This is a genomic window from Parapedobacter lycopersici (genome assembly GCF_024643285.1).
In the GTDB taxonomy this organism is placed as follows: domain Bacteria; phylum Bacteroidota; class Bacteroidia; order Sphingobacteriales; family Sphingobacteriaceae; genus Parapedobacter; species Parapedobacter lycopersici.
On the sequence record NZ_JAMSLW010000005.1, the window covers coordinates 201138 to 222028 of the forward strand.

Consider the following 20891-nt stretch of genomic DNA (forward strand, 5'->3'; position numbering starts at 1 on the left):
TGCCTTTCGGCCAACGTAATATTTATGTGAAGTGACGCCTATTAATCCCCTGCGGTGTAGAGATATAGGAGGAATGCCTTATCTTTAAACCCATGAATATACGATCGGTATTATCCTTCCTCAGCATTTTTTTTATTTTCCATTATGCAATTGCTCAGTCGCAGCCTGCGATGAATGGCGCAGAAATCAAGCTGGCACTTAAAAAATTGAATACGCTGGGGTCGGTGCTTTATTTTGCCGCGCATCCGGACGATGAAAACACCCGGCTCATCTCGTGGTTGGCCAAAGAGCGACTATATCGTACGGGTTACCTGTCGCTTACCCGGGGAGACGGCGGACAGAACCTGATCGGCACAGAGCAGGGAGAGGAGCTGGGGTTGATCCGGACCAATGAGCTGCTGGCTGCCCGTCAGGTGGACGGCGGTGAGCAGTTTTTTTCCCGGGCCAATGATTTTGGATTCTCCAAGACGTATGACGAGACATTTGAATTCTGGGGTAAGGAGAATATTCTTGCGGATGCTGTGTGGGTAATTCGGAAATTCCGGCCCGATGTGATTATCACCCGGTTCCCACCGGACGAGCGCGCGGGTCACGGACAGCACCAGGCATCCGCAATACTGGCAATCGAAGCCTTTAAGGCCGCAGCAGATCCTAACCGGTTCCCCGAACAGCTGACTGAAGTATCGGTCTGGCAGGCAAAACGCCTGCTTTGGAACACATCCAATTTTAGTCTTGGGGAGGGCGCAACGTCATCTGATGGATTCCGAATGGATATCGGGGATTACAATCCGCTTCTGGGTCAGTCGTATGGTGAAATCGCTGCAGAAAGCCGGACGAATCACAAAAGCCAGGGATTCGGAGCGGCCCGTCAGCGGGGCGCTATCACGGAGCGTTTTGAATTGCTGGGCGGTGATCTGCCACAGCAAACCCTGTTGGACGGGGTGGAAACATCCTGGAGCCGGGTAGCCGGCAGCAAAAAGATACAGTCATTGGCAGCGAAACTTAATGCGGATTTTGACATTACCCATCCGGAAAAATCAATAGATGACCTGCTGGCACTGCTCCCGCTGGTGAATCAAATTACCGATGCACACTGGAAAACAGTAAAATCCGAAGAGTTGAAACAACTCATTCTAGCCTGTGGCGGAATATGGTTTGAAAGTTATGCCGCTGCACCTAAATTCGCCCTCGGCGAACAGGTACCTGTCCGGACAGCTTTTATTGTTCGGCGTCCTGGTATTCAGGCAGCAGTTGTTGGTGTCCGTGCAACGGGGGACGGGGAGATAAGCGAAACACCGGAAACAACTCTTCTTCCATATAATGAGCTGCACGAAGTATCTACGGTTTTCCATGCGGCCGCTCTTACTCAACCCTATTGGCTTAACCACCCCCATGGACTTGGCCGCTTTGCTATTGACCGTCAGACAGACGTAGGGTACCCGCAAAACCCGGATGGGCCCGCCACGACGGTGGTACTCCGGATTAACGGCAAAGAAATCGCGTTCAAGCGGCCTATTGTTTATAAATATACCCACCCGGTACGGGGCGAAGTCTACGAGCCCCTGGCCATTTCCCCGCGCATAACGGCCAATATCGGCCAGCGGGCACTGGTGTTTAATGGCGATGAACCCAAAACCCTCCAGGTGATATTTACCGGGCACACCCAGGGGTCGGTTTCGGCCACCGCATCCCTCCGCCTGCCGGAGGGATGGCGTGCAACGCCGGAACAGACTTCCCTACAATTTGCCTTGCCGGACGAAGAACAAGCCGTCCAATTCACCATATATCCCGGCAAAACCGCTACGCTAACAGATTCCGTGTCTGTTGACCTGAAATACCCCGATACCGGGCAGGAAGCGCAAGCCTTCCGTGTAATCGACTATACACATATTCCCAAGATTACCTGGTTTCCTCCGGCCGCAGCCCGCTTAAGCAAAGTCGAAACCGGCATATCGGCACAGCGGATTGGTTACCTGCCGGGAGCAGGGGACCTGGTTCCACAGGCACTTCGCGAAATTGGCCTGGAGGTCGATCTGCTGAACGAGCGTGACGTCACTGCCGAAAAGCTTTCCCAATACGATGCCATTGTTACCGGGGTCCGGTTGTATAATGTAAATGACCGGATGCGGTATATGCATCCGCGATTACTGGAATACGTCGAAAACGGCGGGACATTGGTTGTTCAGTACAACACCACCGGCGGACTATCCATGGACGGCATCGGGCCATATCCGTTTACGCTTACACGCAATAGGGTTACCGATGAAACGGCTACCGTAACTTTTCTGGAGCCGGAAAGCCGCGTGCTTCATTTTCCGAATGAAATAACCGCCGCCGATTTTGAGGGATGGATACAGGAGCGGGGCCTTTACTTTGTGGGTGAGGCCGATGAACGCTACCAGCGCCCGTTGCGGATGGCCGACCCCGGAGAACAGGCCTACAACGGCTCCCTGTTAGTTACACCCTATGGGAAAGGTAACTTTGTTTATACATCACTCTCTTTTTTCAGGCAATTGCCCGTCGGAGTGCCGGGCGCTTATAGATTATTTGTAAATTTGCTCGCCAAACGCAATTGAATCATGGAAAAACAACTTGAAAATCACGGTGTAGAAGTGAAAAATGTGAACAGCACCTTCTATCTATTGGGCATACTGTTCGGTGGCATAACCGGAGGTTACATCCAGGAAACGGTGCTGGGTGCAGTAATAGGCATCGTGATAGGCCTTATTTTCAGTGCCTTTTTCGTAAGGGTGCTCCTCAACGGCCGGTCGCATGACCGATAAGGGACTGCCTCCCTTTATCCGCTCCTGGAAGCGCTTCTACTGGATCATCGTGTTCTGGCTGCTCTTCCTTATCCTCCTGTTTTTCTTATTCACGATCTATTTTGAATGAGCAATATAGATTGGATAGTACTGTTTTGTACCCTCTCCCTGATCGTAATATACGGCGTATATAAGAGCAGGGGGATCCGGAATATCGACGGTTACCTGCTGGGGAATAAATCGCTCCCTTGGTATCACGTCGCCCTGTCGGTCATGGCCACCCAGGCGAGTGCCATTACCTTCCTTTCGGCTCCGGGGCTGGCCTATACCTCGGGGATGAGTTTCGTACAGTTCTATTTTGGCCTTCCGCTAGCCATGATTTTGCTGAGCATCACGTTTGTCCCCATTTTTCACCGGCTACGCGTTTTTACCGCCTATGAATTTTTAGAAAAGCGGTTTGACGTACGTACGCGGGTCTTCACCGCTTTCCTATTTTTAGTCCAGCGCGGGATATCCACCGGCATTACCATCTATGCACCGGCGATTATCCTATCGAGCATACTACAGATCAACGTAACCTATACAACGCTGTTTATCGGCACGCTGGTCATTCTTTATACCGTATACGGTGGGACAAAAGCAGTGTCATATACCCAGTTGCTGCAGATGAGCATCATCTTTGGCGGGCTGCTTACCGCAGGGATGCTGGTAATCTATTTGCTGCCCAGCGATATCGGCTTGGTAAAAGCATTGCATATCGCCGGGAAGTCCGGCAAGACCAATGCGATTGATCTTTCCTTCGACTGGAATAATCAATACACGCTCTGGAGCGGGATTCTTGGCGGCTTTTTTCTGCAGCTTTCCTATTTTGGTACAGATCAGAGTCAGGTTGGCCGCTACCTCACAGGCTCGTCTATCCGGGATAGCCGGATCGGGTTGCTTATGAATGGGCTGCTGAAGGTGCCCATGCAATTTGCCATTCTGCTTATTGGCATACTGGTATTTGCTTACTACCAGTATAACAGTCCACCCATTTTTTTCAATAAGTTCGAGCTGAACAAAATTGAAAACAGCCAATATGGCCCCGAGGTAGCCAAGCTGGAAGCCGCACATCAGCAGGTTTTCCAGGAAAAACAGGCACACATCAACAAGCTTACCACAGCGCTTGACCAGGAGGATGATGCGGCTGTAGCAGAGGCCCGGACGCAATTACATGCGGCGGACAAACAGGCGAAAACGATACGGGAAGATCTGGTCGCCCTTATGCAGAAAAATGATAAAGCAGCGGACACCAATGATAATAATTATATTTTTCTCTCCTTTGTCACCGACAATTTTCCCAAGGGACTGATCGGGCTCTTGATTGCCATTGTTTTCATGGCGTCGATGGGGGCTACTGCAAGCGCTATCAACTCCCTGGCTTCCACAACTGTTATCGATATTTATAAGCGCTTCGTCCGCAAAAAGGGGAGTGAGCAGGGTTACCTTTCTGCTTCCCGGATTTTTACATTGGTCTGGGGAATATTCTGCGTGATCATCGCGCTTTATGCCAGTCGCTTAGGCAACCTGCTGGAGGCCGTAAACATTCTCGGCTCCCTTTTTTACGGCACCATACTGGGCATATTTGTCGTTGCCTTTTACATCAAAAAGGCAGGGGCCAAAGCGGTCTTATGTGCAGCTGTCCTCACGGAGTTCATCGTCGTTTCCCTCTGGCTGGCAGACGTGATGGCATTTCTTTGGCTAAACTTGGTCGGCTGTGCAGGCGTTGTACTGTTTGCATTACTTTTCCAGTCGCTTCCACTTACCACCAAAAGGCAACCGGCACAGCGTTAACGCATCGTTGCGGCACGGCTTAGTATTTCAGATATAAATTATACAAAACCTGCAGATCATGCGGGGTCAGTTCAGGACTTAAGTCCTGCTGGATATACCGCCGTTTAAAGGCCACAATAGCAGCATTAAGGTCGCTGATGTCGTAGCCGATTATCCGAAGTGCATCACGGGGATTGAAATTTGCCGGCGGTTCCTCCAGGTGCTCATCCGGCCAAAGGCCGAAGCCCCGCTCCGCAAGCTTTTCCCAGGGGAAAAGCACGCTGGGATCGTTTTTACGGGTGGGCGCGATGTCGCCATGCGCCAAAAAATTAACGGCCGGAATACGATAAGTGGTTTTAAGCTTTTCCAGTAACTGGAGCAGGCTGTAGATCTGGGCATCCGGAAACGGCTCGCTTCCGTTATTGTCCAGTTCGATGCCAAGCGAAACCGAATTGAGATCGGTTACGTTTCCCCATTTCCCTGCCCCTGCATGCCAGCCCCGCAGGTAGTCATTGAGCAACTGATACACCTCGCCATCGCGTCCGATCACATAATGTGCGCTTACCTGTGTATGCGGCACAGTAAAGGTATGCAGGGTTTGCTCCAGGCTATCCTGTGCCGTATGGTGAATGACCACATAATTGGGCTTGCGCAGGTTAAAATTGATCGTTCCTACCCAAGGCTGCTCACGCTGCGCTGTACGCGGTGAGAAAACCACGGTATCCATGAGTGAGTCGTATGTGGCTGTCGGTGCCGGGAGAGGTGGCGGTAGCGGCTGTCTGATTTCCGCGGCCAATGCCTTCACCTGTTCCGTGTACTGTTTGTTGGTTTTTGCGTAACGGTTCGTACTGCACCCTGCCAAAACGAGGCATGCAGACAAGAGCAATGCAAAATCATATCGCCGATAAACAAACACACTCATTGGAGGTCTATTTTGGAATTTTATACAGCAGACCGAGCGCCAGTGTCTGGCTCGTTTGTACTGCGCCATCCATCCGGCTATCGTACAGGATAATGCCGTTGAGCGTGACGTTTACAATCCGCGTGACGCGTGCGGTCAACGTGGCATCCAAACGGTGCGCAGGGTCGCTTAGTTCGTTGTAGTTGGCAAACAGGTTATAGCGGCTTTTCAGGTTGAAGTTCTCTCCCAAGTCCCGGTCCAGGTTGGCGGTAAGCTGGAACGCAAGGTCATTACGGAATCGCTTCCCGGGCTCAACCCCAAACCGGGGTTCCAGTATCGGCAGGAGCCTGTCGTCCATAATAAACGTTTGCCTGGCAGTACCCGTACCGAACCGCAACGAAAAGGTTTCGTCCGGTTTAAACTCCAAACCGAGTGATTCGGTGATGTAACCTGGTGCCATGAAGTTAGAGATGAGTCCGGTGATGCTATCCCGCCCGTCGCTTGACGTCCCGTAGGAATAACCCACATCAAACTGGGTTTCAAAAGTCAACGCGGTATAGAGTGACCAGTTCTTGGCAATTTTTACCGACAATTTATTGTCCCAGAAAATCCGGTCGTTGTTTTTGCGTGCAAATTGATCCCGGTTCTTCACCTTACCGTACTGCAAGGCCAGTTCGGTAACAAAATTCGTGTTGTTGCGCGTATAGTCTGACTTATGGCTGATCAACGCCCCAACCGAAATGGAGTTCACCCCACCGGCATTCCAGTTCTCACTGAAGGAAGACTGGTTGACATTGATTCCAAAAGAAGACCAGTGACGCCAGTAGATTACCCGTAAATCCAATGGCGACTGCGGGAGCGTCACTGGGCGCACCGCCAACACCGGCACCTCCACTTTCAGGCTATTGGTATCGGGCTTGTGGCGCAATTCATCCAGGTTGTACGTTTGGGCACCAGCAACGGAAACGCCACATACCAGCAAAAAGTATAGCGAAAAATAAATGTGTTTCATATCCGGGACTAAATTAACAAATATCGTGCTGTTTTTGATTTCTTGGTATACGGTTCCTAAAATGTGTGTGCCAGCTATGGGTATAAAACTGTCTGTCTCTTAATTTCCTGCCGGAAAACGTGGAATGCGATTCAGTTCTGGGTTCTGCTTGTAACGGACAAACGATTCACGGATGTAGAATGCCAGGTTGTAATCGTTTGCACTCAACACAAAATAGTATGACGGGCGGTACTGCTGCATAAAATCAACCAGTTTTTCATCCGTTAAACCGGTAACCTGTGCCACTAACTCCGGTGTAAACCGGTAGCTGATGACCGACTCACGGTAATCGCGCTCAATAATCTCCTGCAGGCGCCGGGCATTCTTTCCTTCGCGGCTGATCAGGTTATACAGGGCGTCAATACTCAACCCGCTTCCGGTAGGGCCTACGGAAAAAATCGATCCCGCGCTACCTTTGGAATAAGCCGTGCTGTACTCCCGCTTATTTTGCAGCAGCTGCTCTTCAGGGCTGCGCCGCGCAATAACCGACACTTCATCAATCCAGATCGAGGATCTTTCCATGTTAAATAAAACGACGTCGTGGTCACCAACGGCCAGCGTGTCCGGGAAATAACCTTTGGCGGCAGCAATGAGTACGTCGCCGCGGCTGGCCGGGATATCAAATTCACCGCGCAGATTGTTAAACCCGCCCGCATCATTGGCCGTATTATAGATGTATACCTGTGCAATGCGCTGCTTGGTATGCTTGTCAAACACAATGCCCTGAATAGCTTTCTGGGCCATCGTATAATGTGGCAAAAGCAGGAGCCACAGCCCAACACATAAAAAACCAAACGTATGCTTCACTGTCGTAAAACTACGGTTAAGTTTGGAGTTGGCGAAAAAATTAACATCATTTTACAGTTCCATTCGCCTAGCCCGTTAACCCCGCGGTCCTAAAGGGATACCAGAATCAATTGCCCGATAAAAAGGGATTCGGTTTTTAGTCCGTTCAGGTCCATCAGCTCATTGGTGGACATGCCATATTTTCTGGCGATACCGGCTAGGGTATCCCCCGATTTTACTTCATGTACCTCAATTGCCACCGGTGGTTTGGCCTCTTCCACCTGCGGCTCCTCCGGTATTTTTTCCACGATCTCGGTCTGGACTTTTTCTTCGCGTGCCACCTTGGCTACCTGGGATTCGGGACGGTCATAGCGGTAAAGCTCATAACGCTCGATCAGGCTGATCAGCATATCGGCATACTTGGGGTTGGTAGCATAACCTGCGGCTCTCAGTCCCCTGGCCCATCCCTTGTAGTCGTCTTTGTCGAGTTCAAAGAGTGAAGCATACCGGCTGCGCAGTAAAAACTGGGAATGGTCTCTGAACGAGTCTTCCGCCCGCTCATATACACGGAAACAGTCGTTTCTCCGGTCGTCGTCTTTATATGCCTTCCTGCCTGACCATTCCGACGTGCATTTAATCCCGAAATGATTATGCGCTTCCCGCGCCAGCATGCTGTTGCCGTTACCCGATTCAAGGAGCGCCTGCGCGAGCTTGATGCTTGCCGGAATCCCGTATTCGTTCATTTCCTCAATGGCAATTGCTTTATATTGCTCGATATAATCGTAGCCCGACAGGCTGGTATATGCCCGAGCGGGCCGGCCTGTTTCCCGCGTTTCGGTGCCGCCCGTACCCGAACCTGGCGGCTTCACTACCCGTGGGTTCTGCAATACTTCATGTTTAGACAGGCACGAAGCGAGCACCAATGGAAGAAGGAAAAGATAAACCCGGATTCTCATGTTACTTTTACAAAAAAAGTTGCTGACCAATCTGCAGCCGTGAATTTGACAGCCCATTATTCAGCTGTAAGGCTTTAACGGTGGTGCCGTGCCTGCGGGCAATGGCGGACAGGGTATCGCCTTTCTTTACTACATATATTTCCGGTTCGGACGATAAATCAGCATCCGTGGTTTCCGCCTCAGCACCATCCACCCGGTCAAACGCATCGAGATTATACTTTTGGATCATGCCCAGTACCTTCGCCGACCAGGAGGGGCTCTGTGCGTAACCCGACCGGGCGATACCGCGCACCCACTCGCGGTATTCATGGGATTCATGTTCTTCAAACAGTTCCTGTGTGCTCTCGCGTCTTTTGAGAAAATCAATGAAATCCTGATACGATTCTTCCACGGAATCGTATCCTTTGTAGGCCGAACGGATAACTTTGCTGTTATTCGGCCCTTTGATGCCAAAATGATTGTTGAGGTGGTGCGCAATCCGGCTATTCCCATACGCGCTTTCATGCATGGCAATGGCCAGGATAATACTTGCTGGCAGGCCATGCGTCCTCATGGAGTTAATGGCCATGTCTTTATATTGCTGAATGTAGGCTGCAGGCGAAATCTGCTGTGCTGCCGCCTGCATGATTCCGATAATCATAAGTCCACCTACCAGGCACCATGTGCGCAATACGCTGTTTATTTTCTTCATAACCAAATGGGTTGGTTTTCCTTACCGTTTCCGCAGCACAAAAACACCATCACGAATGGGAAGGATCAGTTTATCAATACGTTCGTCCACTGTTAATTTCTGGTTTAGTGTTGCGATTTGCCGGGTCTGTACATCGGAATCGCCGGCCGCGATCTTTCCTTTCCAAAGTACATTATCGATCAGGATCAGGCTGCCCTTCCGGCTTTTCTCGAGCACGAGCTCGTAATATAAATGGTTGTTTTTCTTGTCGGCGTCAATGAAGGCGAGGTCAAAAGGCCCCGCTAATTCCGGGATAATGGTGGCCGCGTCGCCGATATGATAATGGATGGATTCTCCGTTGGGGGCCGCTGCGAAATAACCGCGTACCCGGTCTTCCAGTTCGGGGTTGATGTCTATGGTATGCAATACACCATCGGCGGCAAGCCCTTCGGCCAGGCATAACGTCGCATAGCCGGTGAAGGTGCCCACTTCCAGGATCTGCTTTGGAGCAACCAGCTTACTTAGCAGCGCCAGCAGCCTACCCTGGTAATGCCCCGATAGCATATGAGGCCGGGTTTCCCTGAGGTAGGTATCCCTGTGAATACGCTTTAATAATTCGGGTTCAGCATCACAGGTACCTTCCAGATAGCCCGTTAACATGTCATCGAACATATCCATCGGACACAAATGTAAGGAAGATGGACGAAAACTGAAAGAAGTTTAATCCAACGAGGCGGTGATCAGCCGCAGGAATTCATTTCGCGTACGCTCACGGGCAAACTCGCCGGTAAAAGCCGAAGTGGTGGTTACTGAGTTTTGCTTCTGCACACCGCGCATAGCCATACAAAGGTGTTTGCATTCAATAACTACCGCTACGCCAATCGGCTTTAGTGTGTCCTGTATGCAATCCCGTATTTCATTGGTAAGCCGTTCCTGCACCTGCAACCGGCGGGCGAAAATATCAACCACACGCGGAATTTTACTGAGGCCGACGATGTGTCCGTTAGGAATGTAGGCGATGTGTGCTTTACCGAAAAAGGGCAGCAAGTGGTGCTCGCAGAGCGAAAATACTTCGATATCTTTTACAACCACCATCTGGCTGTATTCCTCTTCGAACATGGCCCCTTTTAATATTTTGGCGGCATCCAGATCGTAACCATGGGTTAGAAACTGCAATGCCTTGGCTACACGCTCGGGAGTTTTCAATAGCCCGTTGCGGGTTGGGTCCTCACCAAGCGATTCCAGGATATCGGTATAATGCGTCGCAATCCGGTTTACTTTTTCCGGATTATAGCGGTCGATCTTTACGTAGCCGTCAATTTCTTCCTCGCGTAGCGGAAAATCATTGTCCATAGTTGTATTATTTATTTTCGGATAGGCTATTCCCCGAAATATTCCACGTAATTGTTTTCCGTCTCATGCAATCGAACGGAATGTAATTTAACCTGGTATGCTTCAATGTGGGGTCTCAGCTGATTGAAGATCTCCACGGCAAGCACTTCTGTCGAAGCGATCTTGCCCTGCATAAAATCCACATCCAGGTTGATATTCCGGTGGTCTACCTTATCAATTACATAGGTCATGATGATCCGCTTCAGTTCTTTCAGGTCGATCACAAATCCCGTTTTCGGATCCACATGCCCCTTCACTGTTACAAAAAGTTCGTAATTGTGCCCGTGCCAGTTTGGATTGGAACATTTACCGAAGATGGCCTCGTTCTGTTCCAGTGTCCATTCTTCCCGATACAGCTTGTGCGCTGCATTAAACCGTTCGCGCCGTGTAATATACATCATAGGCTGCAAAGATAGCGGTTAGATTTGAGATTTGCCCTCTTTTCGCCAAGTTTGCAATGCATAAAACGAGTTTTTGCCCGCGACTGCTGGCGTACGCTTTAACTGTATGGGATGGTCTTGGATAAATGCCTGTCGTGCACATCGGCCAGCTAACGCAACTAGGTGGGCTTTAGGGATTAAAGCCCACCCAGTTAGTCCCGGAAATAGCTTCCGGACCGTCTTAGCGCCGACCCACGGTTGTGCAGTGAAGGTTCCACTGCACACGCCGCCAGTCAGACATTGCTTGTGACGAAGGATCGTTACTGGAATTTCTTGGCATTCACCTTGCGCTCATTTTCCGTAAGGTAAATTTTGCGCAGCCGGATGCTTTTCGGGGTTACCTCAATATACTCATCGGCCTGAATGTATTCCATCGATTCTTCCAGTGAAAATTTTATCGCCGGTGCGATGCGCGTATTATCGTCGCTGCCGGAAGCACGCATATTCGTGAGCTGTTTGCCTTTTACGAGGTTTACGACCAGGTCATTATCCCGGATGTGCTCACCCACGATCTGCCCTTCGTAAACGTCAACGCCGGGCTCAACGAAAAACCGGCCGCGGTCCTGTAGTTTATCAATCGAGTAGGCCGTTGTCTGCCCCTTTTCCATCGACACCAGCACACCAGCCAGGCGTCCGGGAATCGGGCCTTTCCAAGGCTCATACGCTTTAAAACGGTGTGCCATCACAGCCTCACCAGCCGTGGCAGTCAGTACGTTATTACGCAGGCCGATAATACCCCGCGAAGGGATATCAAATTCCAGGTGTTGCATATCCCCTTTGGTCTCCATGATCAGCAGCTCACCCTTGCGTTGGGTAACCAGCTCAATGACCTTGCCTGATACCTCAGCAGGGACATCCACAACCAATGTTTCGATTGGTTCGCACTTTACGCCATCTATCTCCTTAACGATGACCTGCGGTTGTCCGACCTGTAACTCGTATCCTTCCCGGCGCATGGTTTCGATCAGTACCGACAGGTGGAGAATGCCGCGCCCATAGACCAGAAATGAATCCGGGGAATCGTTCGGTATCACCCGCAACGCCAGATTTTTCTCCATTTCCTTATGTAACCGGTCGTGCAGGTGTCTGGATGTCACAAATTTGCCCTCTTTTCCGAAAAACGGCGAATTATTGATAGTGAAGAGCATATTCATTGTAGGCTCGTCAATTTTGATCACCTCCAGCTGCTCCGGGTTTTCAAAATCGGCAATGGTATCACCAATATCAAAACCCTCAATGCCCACTACCGCACAGATATCCCCAGCCTTTACCTCCTGTACTTTTACACGTCCAAGCCCCTCGAAGGTATGCAGCTCCTTAACCCGCGATTTCACGATCTTGCCATCACGTTTTACCAGCGATACCGGCTGGTTTTCCTTGATTTCACCGCGTGCCACCCGTCCGATGGCTATCCGGCCCACAAACGAAGAGTAGTCCAACGACGTAACCTGCATCTGCAACGTACCTGCCGCATACGGTGCTGCGGGGATGTGTTCCAAGATTGCGTCCAACAGCGGCGTAAAATCGGTGCTCGGCTGTTTCCAGTCCGTAGACATCCATCCCTGCTTGGATGAACCGTAAAGCACCGGAAAGTCCAGCTGTTCCTCGGTTGCATCAAGATTGAAAAACAGCTCAAATACCGCCTCATAAACTTCGTCGGGCCGACAGTTTTCCTTATCTACTTTATTAACCACCACAATGGGCTTAAGGCCCAGTCCAAGTGCCTTCTGGGTAACAAACCGTGTCTGGGGCATCGGGCCCTCAAAAGCGTCCACCAATAAGATAACCCCGTCCGCCATTTTGAGTACCCGCTCCACTTCTCCGCCAAAGTCGGCGTGGCCTGGTGTATCGATAATGTTAATCTTTACATCCTTATATTTTACGGCTACATTTTTCGATACAATGGTAATCCCGCGTTCTCGCTCCAAATCATTGTTGTCCAAAATCAATTCCCCGGTTTGTTCATTATCCCGGAAAAGATTGGTGAAGTGAAGGATTTTATCGACCAGTGTTGTTTTGCCGTGGTCTACGTGAGCGATAATCGCTATATTTCTGATTTTCTGCATTCAACGAAGTTGATTTTATAAAATTTGAGGGCGCAAAGGTAACGAAAATATGTGGGACTTTTTTCATCTTGCTGTTATTGGAGACATTTTTTTTCTGCCCGATGCATTGACCTGCAATGGTTTTGCCTTTTTAAGCAAAAATTAATTACTTTGTACACCGCCTTGCAATTATGATAACCATGAAGATGTATCCGCCATACGGCTTTATTTTCCATAAAAGGGTGCAATTACTCTTCGTTTTACTGGTGTTTCTCGTTGCTGGTGTGCCAAAATACGGTGCCGCGCAATCGATGAAACCCGGCATGGCCCTCGCACCTCCGAATATTATTGTGCTGTTTGCCGACGACATGGGATACGGCGACCTTGGGTCATATGGCCATCCCACAATACGAACACCCAACATCGATAGGCTTGCCGGGGACGGGATACGGTTTACCTCTTTCGTAACGGGAAACTGGTGTGTGCCCTCAAGGACACAACTCATCACCGGCAGGTATATGAACCGTATCAACTTCGAGGGGCATACCGGCGCGGACGGCACCGGGGGGATTCCGGATAGCGTGCTGACACTGGCAGAGGGACTGAAAAAAGCGAATTATCAAACGGCCATGCTTGGTAAATGGCATCTCGGTTACAAAGAAGACCGGTTTTTGCCTCCCAATCAGGGGTTCGACTATTGGTTTGGGCTTCCGTATTCCAATGACTACATGCGACCTTGGGTGCAGACAGACGAGCCACTGGTGCTGTACAGAAACCTGGAGATCATTGAGCACCCCATTGAACAGACAACATTGACACAGCGGTATACCGCCGAATCTATCCGCTATATCACGGCACACGCCCATAATAAACAGCCTTTTTTTCTTTACCTGGCTTACAACATGCCGCATCTCCCATTGCAAACTACCGATCAATTCCGTGGCAGGTCTAACGCAGGCTTGTATGGCGATGTCATTGAAGAGCTGGACTGGAGCGTTGGACAGATCCTTGAAACACTGGAAGACCAGGGCATAGCCGGCAACACGCTTGTGTTTTTTGCTTCGGACAACGGTCCGTGGCTAAACCTGCCGAACCGCATGAAGCAAAACGGCATTGAAGTGTGGCATGCGGGTTCGCCCGGTCCGCTGCGCGGGTCAAAGGCAACTACCTATGAAGGAGGCAGCCGGGTACCGGCCATCATCCGCTGGCCCGGGACTATTGCGCCCGGCCAGGTAACCGACCAGCTGGTGGCCAGCCTGGATATTTATCGGACGCTCTTACAGATCGCCGCCGTGGATGTCGGCAACGAGCAGCTGGATGGTTATGACTTATTGCCGTTTTTAACCGGCCAGGCCGCGGCGAGCCCCCGCAACGAATACCCTTATTTCCTGGGGGACGACGAAACACTGCAGGCTTTCCGTGAAGGGGCCTGGAAACTGAGGCTCGGCGATATGGGACCCGAGCTCTACAACCTGCAGGAAGATCCGGCAGAGCGGCACAACCGCGCCGCATCCGAACAGGAAATCGGACAGCGACTACGGCAGAAAATGGAAAAAACAGCCGCAAATCTCCGTGTTTCAGTATATGTACCGGCTAGTAATTGACCTGTGGTATCGTTTCCGGATGCTAGCACCCGGAAAACCCGTATTTCACAAACATTTCGCTTCTGCGCTTGTTATCCTTCCATATAAAACAGATCTGCAATGAAAGCTTTTTCCTTCATTTTTATCAGCACTTGGCTTTTTCTTTCCTGCCAGAACGGCACGGCAAACCGGGATGGCAACACCGGCCAGTCAGCGGAAGAACAGCAGACCTTGCCGGACTCGGAGCAGAAGCGTTGTTTCATCCGACTCGACGGCAACCAGCAACAGGACTCCTCTTACCTGCAGCTGGTTATCCGCGGAGAAACGGTCAGCGGCACGTACAACTACGTCCCTTACGAAAAAGATGCCCGGCGTGGCACGGTACTGGGTACCATGGATATGGACACCCTTAACCTGGTCTGGACATTTAAACAGGAGGGAATGCAGGACACCATGCGTGTAGCTTTCCTATTCGACGGAGAAAAATTACTCCGGAAATCACTTTCCGTGGATACGGCAACCGGCCGGCAGATGACGCTGGATGGCAGCCAGTTCTCCGAGATCTACGAACCCGTCGACTGTTCGCAATAGATTTGCTGATATTCCGCCGGGTAGTCTGCTCCTGCATAACGCTCCATTGCTTTTATCTGTTGGTTACACCGGTCACCGATGGCCCGTAGTAAGGTGCCCGCACGGTGGTACAGGACCCATGCCTGCTCCTCCCGCACTTCAAATACCGCAGCATATCTGCAATCGATATAACTCCCCTTTAGAAGATTAAACAGCGCCTTCTCATCAGGGCTATTGCGGGGAAACAGTGTGCCTATCTCGGGAATGACGCTACTGCATAGCTTCAGCATCCAGGCTAGGTTATGGGTATTTGAACCAATATGCAAAAGCACCTTGATCACCGCTTTACAGGCTTGTTCGATGGTTTGGTGCACCATGAATACGGCCAGTCCAAAGTTGCTGTCCATCAGGCAATAGGCGGCACAGTCCATAAACTGGCAGCCCGTGTTAAACCATCGCCGCCATTCCCGGCGCATGCTCTGCAGCCAGGTTTTATGGCAAACGTAGCCCCACCGCTTTGGCAGGGCTACGCCATGGCTATACAGCAGCGTACCCTTACTGAAGACCTGGTTGATAAAAGGATCGCCAGCTTCCAGCAGCGGCATGGCCTCCCCGTATGGCATCGCTACCGTGATGTATTGGTACTGTGCATTGCTGTGGCTGTTTGCCTGGTCCTGTATTTCATTTGCGCGCCGGGTCTCTTCATCGCGATAAATCAGCAGTAGGTCGGCTTGGAACCACAGCGACCGTGTCGGCGGCGCAAAGCAATGGGTATGTGCGGATTGACGCTGCTGCAAGGCAAAGCAAAACAGGTATGCGGTCGCAACGCGGGTGGTAATGGTTTCGATAAACTGTTTCAGCGCCTTCTGCTGTGCTTCGTGGAGTTCGGTCAGTGTAATGTCCATGGCAAAACGGGTTATGTGGTTTTATAGGAAACTTCCCCGGTTTTGAGCTGCTGAATCCGCCCTCGGCAATGAGTGTCAGCTGCACCGACGATCCGTGTTACAAGCTCGGTCAATGCGGTAACCTGCTGTGGGCTGGCTTCAAAGGTTTCCTTATACCGGGCATCCCCAAAACCCTTTGACAGGAGTTCATAAAGCTGGGCGTCTTCACCCGCTTTGCGGGGAAACGCCAGCGATAAATGTGGAACCATTGTTTCCATGAGCCGCTGTAACCGGTTCAGGTGCTGCGCATTGGTGCGGTAGCCAACCATCACGCGAAGCGTGCCGCAATAGGCATGCTGGATCGCCTGATGGAGCATATATACCGATAGGTGGAATAAGCCGTTGGTTGCATAGAAATCTGCGCCAAGCAAAAACCCGTTTGCCAGCCCATGCCATTTATTCCAGAAATGCTCCCGGCGGCTGATCCGCGTGACGATGGGCTGTCCTTCTCCCCCGGGGTGGAACGGGATGGTGCCCAAGTCATAAAGCAGCGTCCCTTTTCGGTACACCGTAGTGAAAAAGGTGCTACCTTCCCGCAGCGCGGCATTTACCTCATCCATGGTGTGCACGAGCACGGTTACCTCCGCGTCCGGCTTGAGGGCATCTTCCACCTGTCGCTGTAACACGGCATGGCTGACCGCCTGCGGCTCCGCTGGGACTACCAGCAAGTGATAGCTACTGACTGCACTGCTGGCATGTACCTCATCGGCAAAGCAGCTTTTTCTTACCGTTTGATGGCTGACACTGCCGAAGCAGATGATTTTTTCCGCACTCACTGTCTGAAGGGCATCACGCAACCGGGTGAATTCGGCGTTTAGCGGTCGCTGGCCATGCACCGACGCGGCATTTTGATGAATTAATGTTTCCATAGTTTAGGGTATTTTAGTAGTTTTGGTTTACGGTATAAGAAATACACGAACAAATATAATATCTTTTGATATTATCTCCAAGTCTTTGGTTACATTTTTACTTATCAATTGAAAAACCTTGATCTACAATCTGAAAAAGTCGGCGAACGCCTGAAATCGATCCGCAACTCGCTTGGTTTAACCGTAGAAGAATTCTACCGTCCGGTGATGAAAAGCTTCAATAATGGCTCCTCGATCGAAAACAATAAGCGCCGCTTGGGGAAAAGACTCGCAAAAGATATTATCGATTACTATCGGATTAATCCTGTGTTTCTTGCAGCCGGCGAAGGTGAGATGCTGCAAAAAGGGCGGCGACGCCCCGTCGACTCAGGGCCGCAGGCCCATTCGTCCGAAGCTGTTGAAACACCCGTCCCGTATTATAACCTTCGTCCGGACGAACTGGAGCAACGGCTGCCCGCGGACATCTTTGCGGATAGCACCCCGGAGTATTATGTCAATTATCGGCCTTTCAACGACTGCACCGCCTACCTACCGGTATATGGCAACAGTATGTTTCCGCTTTTCAACAGCGGAGAGATCATCGCGGTTAAGGAGGTGGTCAATCCCGGTATTATCCTGTGGGGCGAGGCCTACCTGGTCGTTACCCACGAACAGGCAAACAACATGATTGCCATCCGGCTGCTTCACGAGCACCGCGATCCCGAAAAAATTATTCTCCGTGCTTCAAATCCAGAATATAAAGGTGACATTGTAATACACCGGTCGGCCATTAAAACGTTGTACCTGATAAAGGGCAAGGTTACGCGATATCAGCTATAAGCCCCTATTTCCCTGGCACTGCTACAACGTCGCGATGCGCCACGTCTTGGGATAATAGTTATTCACGCGGTTAGGCATCAGTTTCATCCATCCTAAGGACGCACCGTTGTAATCGGCGATTGCCCATCCGGTATGTCCCTGTGGATTGATCGCCGTGCTGAGGTTACCTTTACGGAGGTAATCCAACGCCTGTGTCCGGTCCAGGGAAATCCGGGGTATATCGGGGTGCAGGGCGATATTCATGGCGAGATCATGGTGAGGAATAACCTCACCCTTGACGAGCTTACCCACACAGGTTCCGGCATGCCGGATATATAGCATCCGCTGCACCATTTCGAGATCTTCGCGTCGCTCCACCGGGAAAACAAATAGGTCATCGCCCAGATTAAACGTTGTGAAACGGGCGGGCAATACCAACCACTTTTTCAGTACATTCAGGTTCGGGGCTTCAGCCGCTTTGGTCCTTCGCCTATCCGCTACTGGTGTCTCCGCCACTTTACGGAATGCAGCAAGGAAAAAGCCTTCGCCACGAACCCGGTGTGGATAAAACCGATAGCCCGGGCAGTTCCATTTAGCAGAGTATGTTTGCTCAATGCCCCACTCGTCGACCAGCGGAATGGCAACCGGCGCCATGCCCTGTTCTTCACACAACCAGTCGGCAATCTCTTCATTTTCTTCAGCAGAGTAGGAACACGTCGAATAGAGCAGCACCCCACCCGTTTTAAGTGCCGGCAGACTATCCGCCAGAATACGCCGTTGCCGTTCACTGCACAGCTGCACAACGGCCTCCGACCATTCATCGACAACCGCCTGATCCTTTCTGAACATCCCCGAACCGGAACACGGTGCATCCACCAGCAGCAGGTCGGCATAACCAGGCAGCCTACCGAAGGCAGACGGGTCGTTTTGGGTAACTACGGTATTTGTATGTCCCCATCTTACCAGGTTATCCGCCAGCACATGGGCGCGCGTTTTGATTGGTTCGTTGGCAATGAGTAAGCTATCGGGATGCAGGTAAGTACGGAGCAGCGTGCTTTTTCCACCCGGTGCGGCACAAAGGTCCACTGCGATCACCGGCTGCGCATGCAATGCGAGAGCCTGTACCGTGTGTGCCACAAACATGGATGAGGCCTCCTGAACATAGTAACACCCCGCATGAAACAGTGGGTCAAGGGTAAATACCGGCCGCTCAGGCAGGTAATATCCGGTGTCGCACCAGGGCACCCGTTCAAGTGCTCCGGTGTCGGGACCTTCGGGCTTCGCCGGGTTTATGCGGATGGAAACCGGTGCCACACCCTGTGCATGCACCTGCTCAAAGGCAGCGGTGTCAAAACCGGCCTGGTTGCCCAATTTACGTACTAACGGTGGCGGGATAATATGACTCATGCGGTTTTCTTACAGGGTTAAGTGCTATAATGGTCTTCCACGTATGCAAAAACGCGGCGGTAGCTGTGTTTAAACCACGCGGTAAATCGTTGGGGCTGCGTGGTAACCCAGCGCTCGATTTCTTCAAGGCCGGCCCACCGGAAATCAGCTGCTTCATCGGGGTTAAGAATTGGGTCCTGATTACTGTATGCTACAAACACGTGGTCGATCTCATGCTCAATCAGTCCTCCGCCAACCGTTGCCCGATAACGGAAGGTAAAAGCCGGGGCCGGTGCGGCCTGCAGTCCCATTTCCTCCTCCAGCCGCCGGATAGCCGCGGTAACCGTGGCTTCATCCGGACGCGGATGGCTGCAGCATGTGTTTGTCCACAACCCCGCGCTGTGGTATTTGTGCAGGGCCCGTTGCTGTAAGAGCAACCGCTTCTCCCCGTCGAACATAAACACGCTGAATGCCCGGTGGAGCAGTCCCTGCCTGTGCGCTTCCATTTTTTCCATGGTGCCTACAGCCTGGTCCTGTTCATCCACTAATATGACATTTTCGAGAGACATCGTTTTCTGTATTTATGCTGCTTATACCGTTTTTACATGCCGTTCATCGTAGTTCTCAATATCGATAATGTAATTATTCTTAATGAGAAAATCAAAAAGCGGCCGTGCTTCGTCAGACACCGGCATATTCCGCGTCGTGATAATCTGATTATCCTTCTTATTGAGGTACGGATAGGCATACAGTTTCACATTTTTACTGAACAGACCGCTGATGTAGGCCAACAACTCGTCGGTGTAAACTGCTTTATTATATTGGTCTGAGTTAAAGATGTTCCGCAGGTTGGATATGTTTGTGGATATCCCCACGTTGCTCGGCTTGAATTGCGACAGGTATTCCGCCAGGTAATGGTTTCGTGTGAAATTGGAAACCAGCACATGGTTGCCCGTTCCGCACAGGTATTCCGCACGTTCGGCAAAATAAACCAGGTCCTCGTGGCTCAGCACCGGGTTTTCATCCAGTGCGTTGCTCATCAATACCTCAATCATCACCACCAGGTTACTATCCTGAATATGGAGATTTCGCTTAAATTGCTCGACAGCCAGGTTAAACAGATCAAAATTCGGGTTGGATTTCTGCCGGTATTTCGTCCGCAGAATCATGATGTCCTTTTTATAAAGAAAATCCTTGCTTTGGTAAGCCGATCCCTCGGGATTAAAAATGGCTGCTTTGGAAAAACCTTTTGCAATCAGGTATAGGTTGATCAGTCGCTCGTTTACTCTCTCGAATACCGGACCGCTTACCTTCACCAGGTCGATTTCCACCGATCCCGGCGACAGGTTGTCAACCAACGATTCGATCATCGTCTGCACATCCCGCATATAGAAGTATGCGGCAAACACCAAATTTACGCCCAGGATACCCAATACTTTCTGCTGCAATGAATTATCGCTGTCCAATAACCGCACGTGGAAGATAATATCATTGGGTGCACTCCCCGCCTCGTGCTGAAAACGGATGCCGATCCAGCCATGGGGGTCGTTCGTTTTGCTAAAATTGAGCGCGGATACAGTATCGGCAAAAGCAAAAAGACGCCTTCCCTGATATTTCTCGGCGGTAAGCCGTTCGGTAAGCAGGTTATATTCGTGTTCCAGCATTTTTCGCAGCCGCGACCGGCTTACATACCTGCCCGACCCCTCCACGCCATAGATGGCGTCGCTGAACGTCATATCGTATGCCGACATGGTCTTCGCAATGGTGCCCGATGCCGCCCCGGCATTAAAAAAATTCCGGGCGACTTCCTGTCCGGCACCTATTTCCGCAAATGTTCCGTAAATTTCTTCGCTTAGGTTGATCCGCAGGGCCTTCCGCTTCGTTTCAAAAATTTCTCTCGCCATGGCGCAAAGATAAAAATTTATG

At 51.0% G+C, this 20891-nt stretch carries 20 protein-coding genes; 6 read left to right on the forward strand and 14 right to left on the reverse strand.

Going from position 1 to position 20891, the window contains the following annotated elements:
• Positions 1-92: 92 nt before the first annotated feature.
• The 3 genes from NEV57_RS11925 (at position 93) to NEV57_RS11935 (ending at position 4595) form a co-directional block, all read left to right on the forward strand.
• On the forward strand, positions 93-2576 hold the full coding sequence (locus NEV57_RS11925; RefSeq protein ID WP_257658552.1) for a PIG-L family deacetylase: 2484 nt from the start codon (positions 93-95) through the stop codon (positions 2574-2576).
• Positions 2577-2579: 3 nt separating this feature from the next.
• Entirely contained in the window at positions 2580-2783 is a 204-nt protein-coding gene (locus NEV57_RS11930; protein ID WP_257658553.1) for a hypothetical protein, read from the forward strand.
• Between the two features lie 105 nt (positions 2784-2888).
• The gene (locus NEV57_RS11935) at positions 2889-4595 is read left to right on the forward strand and encodes a sodium:solute symporter family protein (protein ID WP_257658554.1); all 1707 of its coding nucleotides are present in this window, start codon (positions 2889-2891) and stop codon (positions 4593-4595) included.
• A 19-nt stretch (positions 4596-4614) separates the two neighbouring features.
• Here the strand turns inward: NEV57_RS11935 and NEV57_RS11940 are convergent, their stop codons facing one another.
• From NEV57_RS11940 to typA, 9 genes are all read right to left on the reverse strand, one after another.
• Positions 4615-5496, reverse strand: a complete 882-nt coding sequence (locus NEV57_RS11940) for an N-acetylmuramoyl-L-alanine amidase (RefSeq protein WP_257658555.1) — start codon at positions 5494-5496, stop codon at positions 4615-4617.
• A 7-nt stretch (positions 5497-5503) separates the two neighbouring features.
• On the reverse strand, positions 5504-6487 hold the full coding sequence (locus NEV57_RS11945; RefSeq protein WP_257658556.1) for a DUF3078 domain-containing protein: 984 nt from the start codon (positions 6485-6487) through the stop codon (positions 5504-5506).
• 99 nt (positions 6488-6586) lie between these two features.
• Positions 6587-7270, reverse strand: coding sequence for a hypothetical protein (locus NEV57_RS11950; protein WP_257658557.1), 684 nt, complete (start codon positions 7268-7270; stop codon positions 6587-6589).
• Positions 7271-7422: 152 nt separating this feature from the next.
• Positions 7423-8268, reverse strand: a complete 846-nt coding sequence (locus NEV57_RS11960; RefSeq protein ID WP_307876438.1) for a glucosaminidase domain-containing protein — start codon at positions 8266-8268, stop codon at positions 7423-7425.
• 7 nt (positions 8269-8275) lie between these two features.
• Positions 8276-8959 (reverse strand): glucosaminidase domain and LysM peptidoglycan-binding domain-containing protein, encoded by a 684-nt coding sequence (locus tag NEV57_RS11965; RefSeq protein WP_257658558.1) that lies wholly within the window; start codon positions 8957-8959, stop codon positions 8276-8278.
• 21 nt (positions 8960-8980) lie between these two features.
• On the reverse strand, positions 8981-9616 hold the full coding sequence (locus NEV57_RS11970; protein WP_257658559.1) for an O-methyltransferase: 636 nt from the start codon (positions 9614-9616) through the stop codon (positions 8981-8983).
• Between the two features lie 42 nt (positions 9617-9658).
• Positions 9659-10291, reverse strand: a complete 633-nt coding sequence (gene folE / locus NEV57_RS11975) for a GTP cyclohydrolase I FolE (protein WP_257658560.1) — start codon at positions 10289-10291, stop codon at positions 9659-9661.
• A gap of 26 nt (positions 10292-10317) precedes the next feature.
• A complete protein-coding gene (locus NEV57_RS11980) occupies positions 10318-10731 on the reverse strand; it encodes a 6-pyruvoyl trahydropterin synthase family protein (protein WP_257658561.1) in 414 nt (137 codons plus the stop codon).
• Between the two features lie 299 nt (positions 10732-11030).
• A complete protein-coding gene (gene typA, locus NEV57_RS11985; protein WP_257658562.1) occupies positions 11031-12836 on the reverse strand; it encodes a translational GTPase TypA in 1806 nt (601 codons plus the stop codon).
• Between the two features lie 179 nt (positions 12837-13015).
• On the opposite strand from typA, the gene NEV57_RS11990 reads away from it, so the two are divergent.
• Complete coding sequence (locus NEV57_RS11990) at positions 13016-14419, forward strand: sulfatase family protein (RefSeq protein WP_257658563.1); 1404 nt, start codon at positions 13016-13018, stop codon at positions 14417-14419.
• A gap of 99 nt (positions 14420-14518) precedes the next feature.
• Positions 14519-14989, forward strand: a complete 471-nt coding sequence (locus NEV57_RS11995) for a hypothetical protein (protein ID WP_257658564.1) — start codon at positions 14519-14521, stop codon at positions 14987-14989.
• Here NEV57_RS11995 and NEV57_RS12000 read toward each other — a convergent pair.
• Positions 14962-15873 (reverse strand): HEPN domain-containing protein, encoded by a 912-nt coding sequence (locus NEV57_RS12000; protein WP_257658565.1) that lies wholly within the window; start codon positions 15871-15873, stop codon positions 14962-14964. The two genes, NEV57_RS11995 and NEV57_RS12000, sit on opposite strands and share 28 nt — an antisense overlap.
• Positions 15874-15884: 11 nt before the next feature.
• Positions 15885-16781, reverse strand: coding sequence for a HEPN domain-containing protein (locus NEV57_RS12005; RefSeq protein ID WP_257658566.1), 897 nt, complete (start codon positions 16779-16781; stop codon positions 15885-15887).
• 108 nt (positions 16782-16889) lie between these two features.
• On the opposite strand from NEV57_RS12005, the gene NEV57_RS12010 reads away from it, so the two are divergent.
• Positions 16890-17600, forward strand: a complete 711-nt coding sequence (locus NEV57_RS12010) for a LexA family transcriptional regulator (protein WP_257658567.1) — start codon at positions 16890-16892, stop codon at positions 17598-17600.
• 21 nt (positions 17601-17621) lie between these two features.
• Here the strand turns inward: NEV57_RS12010 and NEV57_RS12015 are convergent, their stop codons facing one another.
• The 3 genes from NEV57_RS12015 to NEV57_RS12025 are packed head-to-tail and all read right to left on the reverse strand — an operon-like array spanning position 17622 to position 20869.
• A complete protein-coding gene (locus NEV57_RS12015; protein ID WP_257658568.1) occupies positions 17622-18986 on the reverse strand; it encodes a methyltransferase RsmF C-terminal domain-like protein in 1365 nt (454 codons plus the stop codon).
• 17 nt (positions 18987-19003) lie between these two features.
• Complete coding sequence (gene idi / locus NEV57_RS12020; RefSeq protein WP_257658569.1) at positions 19004-19534, reverse strand: isopentenyl-diphosphate Delta-isomerase; 531 nt, start codon at positions 19532-19534, stop codon at positions 19004-19006.
• A 21-nt stretch (positions 19535-19555) separates the two neighbouring features.
• Positions 19556-20869, reverse strand: coding sequence for a nicotinamide mononucleotide adenylyltransferase (locus tag NEV57_RS12025; protein WP_257658570.1), 1314 nt, complete (start codon positions 20867-20869; stop codon positions 19556-19558).
• Positions 20870-20891 lie beyond the last annotated feature (22 nt).